At 60.1% G+C, this 8,655-nt stretch carries 7 protein-coding genes and 1 pseudogene; 4 read left to right on the top strand and 4 right to left on the bottom strand.

The features are described from left to right. Nucleotides 1-9: 9 nt before the first annotated feature. Nucleotides 10-738 (bottom strand): RAD55 family ATPase, encoded by a 729-nt coding sequence (locus ACP5EL_RS02035; protein ID WP_428400773.1) that lies wholly within the window; start codon nucleotides 736-738, stop codon nucleotides 10-12. A gap of 72 nt (nucleotides 739-810) precedes the next feature. Then, entirely contained in the window at nucleotides 811-2,091 is a 1,281-nt protein-coding gene (locus tag ACP5EL_RS02040) for a GNAT family N-acetyltransferase (protein ID WP_428400774.1), read from the bottom strand. A gap of 217 nt (nucleotides 2,092-2,308) precedes the next feature. On the opposite strand from ACP5EL_RS02040, the gene ACP5EL_RS02045 reads away from it, so the two are divergent. Together ACP5EL_RS02045 and ACP5EL_RS02050 are read left to right on the top strand one after the other, a co-directional pair. Next, nucleotides 2,309-3,853, top strand: coding sequence for a glycoside hydrolase family 57 protein (locus tag ACP5EL_RS02045; RefSeq protein ID WP_428400775.1), 1,545 nt, complete (start codon nucleotides 2,309-2,311; stop codon nucleotides 3,851-3,853). Continuing rightward, the gene (locus tag ACP5EL_RS02050; protein ID WP_428400776.1) at nucleotides 3,850-5,778 is read left to right on the top strand and encodes an amylo-alpha-1,6-glucosidase; all 1,929 of its coding nucleotides are present in this window, start codon (nucleotides 3,850-3,852) and stop codon (nucleotides 5,776-5,778) included. Before ACP5EL_RS02045 ends, ACP5EL_RS02050 begins: the two co-directional genes overlap by 4 nt. An 89-nt stretch (nucleotides 5,779-5,867) precedes the next feature. Here the strand turns inward: ACP5EL_RS02050 and ACP5EL_RS02055 are convergent, their stop codons facing one another. Beyond that, a complete protein-coding gene (locus tag ACP5EL_RS02055) occupies nucleotides 5,868-6,752 on the bottom strand; it encodes a DUF6612 family protein (RefSeq protein WP_428400777.1) in 885 nt (294 codons plus the stop codon). A gap of 235 nt (nucleotides 6,753-6,987) precedes the next feature. On the opposite strand from ACP5EL_RS02055, the gene ACP5EL_RS02060 reads away from it, so the two are divergent. Next, nucleotides 6,988-8,130 carry a glycoside hydrolase family 15 protein gene (locus ACP5EL_RS02060; protein WP_428400778.1) on the top strand — a complete coding sequence of 381 codons (1,143 nt, stop codon included), beginning with the start codon at nucleotides 6,988-6,990 and terminating at the stop codon, nucleotides 8,128-8,130. A gap of 42 nt (nucleotides 8,131-8,172) precedes the next feature. On the opposite strand, the gene ACP5EL_RS02065 is transcribed toward ACP5EL_RS02060, so the two are convergent. Further along, nucleotides 8,173-8,310 carry a hypothetical protein gene (locus tag ACP5EL_RS02065; protein ID WP_428400779.1) on the bottom strand — a complete coding sequence of 46 codons (138 nt, stop codon included), beginning with the start codon at nucleotides 8,308-8,310 and terminating at the stop codon, nucleotides 8,173-8,175. Nucleotides 8,311-8,476: 166 nt separating this feature from the next. Here ACP5EL_RS02065 and ACP5EL_RS02070 point away from each other — a divergent pair. Then, nucleotides 8,477-8,655: pseudogene (locus ACP5EL_RS02070) on the top strand (ribonuclease Z); the annotation flags it as partial.

Here is an 8,655-nt window from a genome sequence, read left to right on the forward strand (position 1 = left end):
CCGACAAACTCACGGATAGGGCGATAGGGTCGAGACCGCCAACCCGTCGTCGGAGATGTCGAGGACCCTTATGCTGTTTGAGATCCTCGACCCCCTCATCTTCATCATGTAGATGGAGCGGACCATGTTGTTTCCGATACGATCCCTCTTCAGTATGGTGCAGGAGTCCGCCCCGTACTCCATGATCTGGGTCATGCCGAAGGCCTCGCTGATGGTGATCATCGCCGTAACCCCGGTGGACCTCAAATCGCCGAAGAGATCGTCGGCGAGGGACCTCATGACGAAGGGCGACTCGATGGCGGTGAAGAAGGCCATGAGGTCGTCGATGAGGATCCTCTGGGGCTTCTCCTCCTGGACCTTCTTGTTCACCAGCTTTCGAAAGTTGATCAGAAACTCTGTGGGGTCGGTCTCGATGCTCTTCTGGAGCCGGAGGACGGGGTCGGTGACGTCCACCATCACCAGCTTTCCCTCCTCCTCCAGCTTCCAGAAGTCCCACTTGAAGGAGGAGTACATCTCCCTTTTCAGGTATTCGGCGCTCTCCGATGGGACGATGATCATCCCCTTCTCGCCGTTTTTTATCCCCTCGTATATGAACTGGGAGGCGAAGACGGTCTTGCCTGTGCCCGATGCCCCCGTGACGGTGTTGACGGTCTCTCTGTGAAATCCTCCGTTCACCAGGTCGTCGAAGCCCGGTATTCCCGAAGGAACCTTCTCATACGCTTTTGATGATTCGTCCACTTTTTCCCCTCCTGAAAGACTCTATTCACCCCAGAGTAATTATTTTTACCGGTGAAGGGCAGAAGGTTCTCATCAATACTGCTCATAGATCCACGATCTCTCGGCTGGAAAGAGGATCTCGATGAGGCGAGCGGTCTTATCTGAGGCCCCATCGGTGCCAGAGCCCGTATACAGCGTTGCAGGGAAGATATCGGGTCGCACGTGTTGCAGCTCCTGCCAGGTCCGGTGCCCCAGGACCAGAGGAGCGAAGAGGTCCTCGCTGAGGAATAATGTGTTCGGACATTCCTCTTCGCTTCCGGATGTGACCGATTCGATCCTTCCTCCGGACCAATTGAGATCGATTTGGTTTTTATAAAAATCAAGCCGCAAAATCCCGGAGAAGCCAGCAAAACTGCTCTCCTTCAGGCGCGCCTCCAGGATGGGGGCGATCTTTTCGAGAAACTTCGTCTTATCCGGAATTTTTATCTGCCAGGCATAGGCTCTCCCCACCGACGCCCCGAAGGAGTGGGCCGTCTTCCCTGCGACCGACTCGCAGGAGAGGTTCAGCCGGATGTACGGCTTCACCTGCTCTCTGCATCTCTTCTTGCAGAAGGCGAAAAGGTTCGTCAGGGCGTCGTCAGATATGGATTCGCTGATCTCGCTCACGATGAGTCCGTCTCCGAAGCCCTGCCGAGAAATCCTGAAGTAGTATTTCTCTTCCGTCTCTCGGCCTTCCATGATCCAGAACTCCGAGCCGCATCCGATCTTCGGGCTGAAGGTCAAAAGGTAGTTCCATTTTGCCCCGTCCCTGAAGACGGAGAGGAAGTTCGACCTTCTATATCGCTCGTCCTCTTCCAGGAGAAAAGGTATGTCGCCGGTCTCGGCGAGCCGAAACTCGTAGGAATCATCGTCGGCCAGATCAGGCGCGAGATGGAGGGGGATATCGATGTGAGGCTCCAGGGGGATTGAATAATGATATCCGAAGCGGCGATAAAATCCCGGGATCCCCTGGACAGCGGCCAGGTCGAACCCCTCCTCCTCCAGGGTCGCATCGAACTCCCGGTACAGGAGCCTCATCAGCCCCTTGTTCCGGTGGGCCTCTCCCGTTCCCACGATCCCCATCTCGGCGACTTTGAGCTCCGTCCCCGCCATCTCCCAGGTCCAGGGGATGAGGGCGAAGGCCGCGGCTATCTCTCCGGTCTCCTCCTCGACGGCGATGAACCAGCGCTCGTTCTTCATGCCCGGAAAGTGGAGAAATATCGTCTCGGCGAAGTCTCCTACATCCTCAGGACGAAAGATCTCGGTGAAATGATGGCGGAGCTTTCTGGCATCGTCTAAAGATTCGGCCCGTCTTATCCTGTACTTTGAGTCCATAGAATCGATTCCCTCGGTTTTATAGCTTTCATATATCAACCTAAAAGGTTCTGGCGATCTCTGACCTTTCAGAGCCGATTTTGGTCACAACCTCGTTGAACCAAATATTTATTGAACTTGATAGACAATATACCAGTATGCCATTCATCCCGCCCCACCGGTCCGGCGGAGGTTGCCTCGATGCCGACGAAGATCCGAACGATCCCGGTGAGGTCTCATGACCGACGTCTGCCTGTGCTTTGAGGTCCACCAGCCTCTGAGGCTGCGAAAGGAGTTCTTCTGGAACGGCTCGCCGATGAGGAAGATCGAGCCCGACCAGATCTTCGACTTCTACTTCGACGGCCCAGAGAACCGGAGGATATTCGACCGGGTCGCAGAGAAGTGCTACCTTCCGACAAACGAGATCATCCTCGAGGAAGTGAGGCGCCACCAGGACTCAGAGCGGCCCTTCAAGGTCGCCTACAGCTTCTCGGGGGTCTTTCTCGACCAGTGCGAGAGGTATAACCCCGAGGTCCTCGCGTCCTTCGTCCGGCTCGTAGATACCGGGATGGTGGAGGTCTTGGAGCAGACCTACCACCACTCCCTAGCAGGCCTCTACGAGGACGAAAGGGAGTTCGCCGAGCAGGTCAAGATGCACCGGGAGAGGATATGGGACAAATTCGGCGTAAAGCCCCGGATCTTCGAGAATACCGAGCTCCTCTACGACGACCGGATCGCGAAGATGGTCGAGGATATGGGCTACGATGGGATCTTCGCCGAGGGGGTGGTCGCCCCTCCAAATCACGTCTATCGGCCCGAGGGGTGCGAGAGGATATCGCTGCTCCTCCGGGACTATCAGATCACCGACGACATGGGCTTCCGGTTCTCGGCCCGGTGGTGGAGCGAGTACCCTCTCACCGCCGTCAAGTACGCCTCATGGATCGCGGCAAAGCCCGGCGAGGTCGTCAACATCTTCTGCGACTACGAGACCTTCGGCGAGCACCAGTGGGCGGACACCGGGATCTTCGAGTTTCTGAAGTTCCTCCCCGGCGAGGTCCTGAAGTGGGATCACCTGAGGTTTGCCACCCCCAGCGAGGTGCTGGAGAGAAACCCGCCCCTGGAGACCATCAGCGTTCCTGCCACCACCTCCTGGGCCGACATCGAGAGGGACACCAGCTGCTGGCTTGGAAACGCTCTCCAGTGGGCCTGCTACACCTACCATCGGAGGCTTGAGGGCCCCATCAAGGAGAGCGGCGACCGACGCCTTCTGGAGGTCTGGAGGACCCTCGGCCTCTCCGACCACCTCTACTACGCCTTCACCCACGGAGGCGCCCCCGGCGAGGTCCACAACTACTTCAGCCCCTACGGCAGCCCCTACGACGCCGCCATCACCCTCTTCTCCGTCCTCTCAGACCTCAACTATCGGGTGAAGTCCTGGGTCGCCGCCGCCGCCGATCCCTTCATCTTCTCGACCGGGATCGATCAGTTCACTGGAGACGCCGCCTGGGGCAGGAGAAGCCTGGCGGAGGCTCTGGAGAGGGCCGAGATCGAGTCCCTCGAATACCACGCGAAGAGAGGAGACCTCTCGGCCTGGGCGAGGGGGAGCCTCGGCGATGCCGACCTGGCCGGGAGGCTGGAAGAGGCCGAAGGCCTCCGGGGAGAGGATCTGAGGGCGGCTCTTCTGGGGGTGGTGGAGGCCGCAAGCAGGGGCAGATCAAAGAGGAAGAGGGCAGCGCGAGATGAAAAGAAGGCCGACCCAGAAAGGGGGAGGAAGAAGAGATGAGCATCGATCTCAGGTTTCATCCGAAGAGCTATCAAGAGGGGACAGAGCGCGAATGGTTGATCACAAACGGCCTTGGGGGCTACGCCTCCTCGACGATCCTGGGAGCGAACAGCAGGTCCTACCACGGCCTTTTGGTGGCGGCGAAAGACCCGCCGACGGAGAGGACGCTCCTCCTCTCCTCCCTTGACGAGGAGCTCGTCTCCGAATCGGGCCGCTACAACTTCGCCTGCCACCAGTATCCGGGAACGATATACCCCCAGGGGTTCCGCCACCTGGAGGAGTTTCGGCAGGACCCTCTACCGACGTTCCTCTATCGGACCGAGGACGGGGCCACCGTCGAGAAGAAGGTCTGCATGGCCAGCGGCGAGAACACCACCGTCGTTAGGTACGAGATCGAAGGGTACGGCCTCTTCAAAGTGGTCCCCCTGGTCAACTGCAGGAGCTTTCACGTCGCATCTCGCGCCCCCTCGATGAACCAGGAGAGGATTGATCTTGAGGGAGGAGGGAGCGGGGTCCGCCTCCGCTCGAACTGCGACTTCGTCCTCGTCTCCGACAGGGCCCGCTACGTCCGAGAGGGGCTCTGGTTCAACAACCTGGAGTACGAGGTCGAGAGGCAGAGGGGCCTCGCCTGGACGGAGGACTCCTTCTCCCCAGGCCGCTTCGAGGTCCAGGTCGACGGCCGCCTCACCTTCAGCATAGTCGCTTCAATCGACAGAGATTCTCCGGATGGGGCGGAGGAGCTCGTGAGCCGGGAGGTGGAGAGGATCAGACACCTTGCGGGAAACAGGAGGCGCGACCCCAGGTTCCGACGGCTTGCCGTCGGATCCGATCAGTTTCTGGTGCAGAGGGGCGGGGGAAAGAGCATCATCGCAGGCTACCACTGGTTCAACGACTGGGGGAGGGACGCCATGATCTCCCTTCCGGGTCTCCTCCTCACCACCCGCAGGTTCGATGAGGCCCGGGCCGTCCTGGCCACCTTCGCCGGGGCGATGAAGGACGGCCTCCTCCCCAACGACTTCGGGGCCGAAGCCTACAACACCATCGACGCTGCCCTCTGGTTCTTCTGGTCGGTCCACAAGTACTGGGCCTACTCCGGCGACTCCGACCTGGTGGAGGAGCTCTTCCCGGCCATGAGGGCGATCGTCGACCGCTACGCCCGAGAGACTCCGGGCTCCTTCTGTGACGATGACGGCCTGATCGCATCAAAGCCCGGCCTAACCTGGATGGATGCGAAGTTGGGGGGCGAGTTCGCGACCCCTCGGGCTGGGAAGGCCTGCGAGATCAACGCCCTCTGGTACAACGCCCTGAAGGCGATGGAGCTCTTCGCAGAGGTGCTGGATGAGGATTGGGACGGCGGTCTCGCGGAGAAGGTCGGTGAGAGCTACGAGAAGTTCTGGAACCCCGATCTCGGATGCCTATACGATCTGATCGACGAGATCGACCCGGCCATCAGGCCGAACATGGTGATAGCGGCCTCCCTACCCTTCACCCCCCTGGACGACCACCAGATCGGCGAGATAGTGGCCGCGGCCACCGAGGAGCTGCTTACGCCCGTCGGCCTGAGAACCCTCTCGCCGAAGGACGCCGCCTACATCGGAAGGTACGGGGGCGGTCCCGCCGAGAGGGACCGGGCCTATCACCAGGGGACGGTCTGGCCCTGGCTGATCGGGCCCTATACGACCGCCCGCCTCAAGGCGGGCCGCGGCTCGAAGAAGGAGAGGGACGAGGCCAGGGAGCTTCTGAGGCCCCTCATGGACCTCGAAGGCCAGATCGGGGTGGGGACGATCTGCGAGGTCTTCGACGGAGACGAGCCCCGCCGACCCGGAGGCTGCATATCCCAGGCCTGGTCGGTCGGAGAGGTGATGAGGGCCTGGTCGGAGGACGTGATGGGAGGGGCGAGGAGGCTGAAGAGGGGTGGCGTATAGGGGAAGAAGGTTACTCCTCCTCTATCTAGAGTCCCCAGTCACCCTCTTTCATCGTCCCAAACGCTCCTCAAATCCCTTCTCGATAGCGCCTACTCGGCAGGCGTAGCTTCAGAAGGCGGGGGCATCATCGTCATCAGCATGTCGAGCCAGGAGGGGGCCGCCATCGCCTCCTCCGGCACCACGATCTCCACCGGCACGTTGTAGTCGGAATATACTACCGTCGAGTCGGATTCGATCTCCATCTCCAAATCGCCCATCTCGTTGACCGGAAGGCCCATCATATCCGCGGTCATGGTCAGCCCCAGAGAGACGTGGTTTTTCAAGGGCAGGTGGGACTCCTTGGAGATCCAGGTCGTCCACTCTATATCGCTCTCCTCGAAGATCTCGGTCATGTTCATGGCGTAAAACGGCATCGATCCCATCTGCTGGTTGAGGATCATGGTGAAGGTCTCCATGTCGGGGACCACCTTCACCTTGTAGGCGGCCTCGCCGTTGACCTTCTCAGACCCCGCCAGCTCGATCTGTGAGGCGTTGAGAAGTTCCGCCTGGGTCTTCACCTGGTTCTGCTGGTCCCACATCTCTTCGGGCATCCCAGGCATCTTCGTCCAGTTCCCGTCGACTTTGGTGTACATGGTATCACCCTTCATGTAGACCTCCATCTCAGAGACGATCTCTCCCGTCTCCTCAGAGCTGGTGGTGGTGATCATGGTCATCTTCATGGCGCGGGCGGTGACGTTCAGCACCCCGGAGCCCGCCGAACTCGTATCGAAGGTCATGGTCCGAAGGCTTCGGTTCGTCTCCGAGTGGTTGATCACTTTAATGGTCTGCTCCATATCCACGGTGAAGGCGGCAGTCTCGATCTCCTCCACCGACTCGATCATCATCGCCTTCAGCTCCTCCGCGCTCGGCTTCTCCTCCAGGCAGCCGGAGAAGGCGACGACCATCAAGGCCAATAACAGTAACAGTTTCTTCATGTGACCATCCCTCTCTCCGACGCACTATTTCATACTATCGTTCAGTTTTCGAGGACCTCACCGATCGCCGAGGTTCTTTCGGACCCCGCAGTAGCCGACCTCGGCCCTCTCCCGGATGCAGAAGAGGCAGACACCCAGGATCTTCGCTGCCTCGCCCCGGCCCGCAGATGGTGCAGTTCAAGACGATCGCCTCCATCCAACTTTAGATATTCTCTTACGCTTTCAACGTCATAAGGTGAACGGGTTGAAAAGACCGAAGCACGGAGGAATGATGTCCAGGATAATAAGGTCGGGAATCGAGAGGACGATCGAGGCGTCGAAGGTGGTTCTGGCCGACTGCCGCCTCGATAACGGAGCGATCGTCGCCGCAAACCCCACCCAGGAGTGCTACCCGAAAGAGGCGAAGAACTACTCCTACGTCTGGCCGAGGGACGCCTCCTTCGCCTGCCTCGCCGCGGATGTACTGGGCCTTCCGGCCTTCCAGGAGGGGTTCTTCCGCTGGTGTCTCCGGAGGGCGGAGGGTTTTCGGGAGACGGGCCTCTTCTTCGAGAAGTACTACGTTAACGGCCTCAAGGCCTCAGGCCGGTTCCAGCCCGACCAGACGGGATCTATATTATTCGCTCTCTGGCACCATTACCGGCAGGACCTTGAAGGCGCCCGGGAGTTTGAGGAGCTGATAGAACGAGCGGCCGACGGCCTCGCTGGCGCCTGGAACGGCAGAAGCTTCAGCCTGGTGACAAACGACCTCTGGGAGGAGAGGCTCGCCTTCCCCGACCTCGCGGAGAACTTCACCTACTCCCTGGCCGCCTGCATCCGGGGGCTGGATTGCGCCTGCGAGATGATCCCGGACGGTGAGGGATGCGAAGCTTGGAGGAGGGCGGCCGGGGAGATGAGCTCGAGGCTCGATGAGCACTTTGTGGGCGGCCACTTCGTCCGGTCTTATGGAGAACTGACCGACCGGAGGATCGACGCCTCGGTCCTGGGCCTGGTCTACCCCTTCGCGATCTATGAGGCCTACGACCCCCGGATCGTCTCCACGGTAGAGGAGATCGAGAGAAGGCTGGTGGTCTCCGAAGGTCCCCTCAAAGGCGGGGTCCGCCGCTACGAGCACGACGAGTACGACGGCTGGATGTATGAGGGGATGCATCGAAGGAAGGGCGCAGGAGCCTGGCCCCTCCTCAGCCTCTGGCTTTCTATATACTGGGCCTTGAGGGACGATTCTGAGAGGGCGAGGGGATATTACGACTGGGTCCTGGAGAGCACTGAGGGATACATCCCGGAGCAGATCTTCGATAACGACATTCAGGTCTCGGTCTCGCCCCTCCTCTGGTCTCACGCCATCTTTGTCATAGCGTCGAGGTTTCTGGGAGAGCTTTGAGCGGCTGGGCCCGGGACCGGCGGGTGATGATTGGGCCATTAATCAGTCGCCCGCCAGCGGGAAACGGTCCCGGTTCGCCCCTCCGGGGATCTCGCGGCCAGGATCGCAGAGGCCGTACCCCGGCGATGCGGCCTTGATGCTGGAGTGGTCGCAGCCGTCAGGACAGGCGGTGATCGTCACTCCCTGGGTCAGGGCCGAGGCCAGGTAAACGGCCAGAACCAGCCTCGTGATTACCAGCCTCCTAGAAGGCGGTCCCTATCCTGAAAGCCCGCCTCCCTCATCCCGCGCATCTTTTTATACTCCTCACGATAAGAGGATCGACCCTGAGCTGGAGATGATGCGAAGGATGCTTACTGTGACCTTTCTCGGAACCGCGGGCTCTCTTCCCACTCCTGAGAGGAACCCCTCTGCAGTCCTGATCAACCGGGAGGGCGAGCTGATCCTCTTCGACTGCGGTGAGGGGACCCAGAGGCAGATGATGCGGGCGAAGACCGGGATGATGAGCCTCGACTACATCTTCATAAC

This window comes from Methanocrinis sp., from assembly GCF_049974945.1.
GTDB lineage: Archaea > Halobacteriota > Methanosarcinia > Methanotrichales > Methanotrichaceae > Methanocrinis.

Excerpts from the sequence above, each read along its gene's own strand:
- ACP5EL_RS02040 (WP_428400774.1), bottom strand. The coding sequence starts at position 2,091 with ATGGACTCAAAGTACAGGATAAGACGGGCCGAATCTTTAGACGATGCC.
- ACP5EL_RS02045 (WP_428400775.1), top strand. The coding sequence starts at position 2,309 with ATGACCGACGTCTGCCTGTGCTTTGAGGTCCACCAGCCTCTGAGGCTG.
- ACP5EL_RS02050 (WP_428400776.1), top strand. The coding sequence starts at position 3,850 with ATGAGCATCGATCTCAGGTTTCATCCGAAGAGCTATCAAGAGGGGACA.
- ACP5EL_RS02055 (WP_428400777.1), bottom strand. The coding sequence starts at position 6,752 with ATGAAGAAACTGTTACTGTTATTGGCCTTGATGGTCGTCGCCTTCTCC.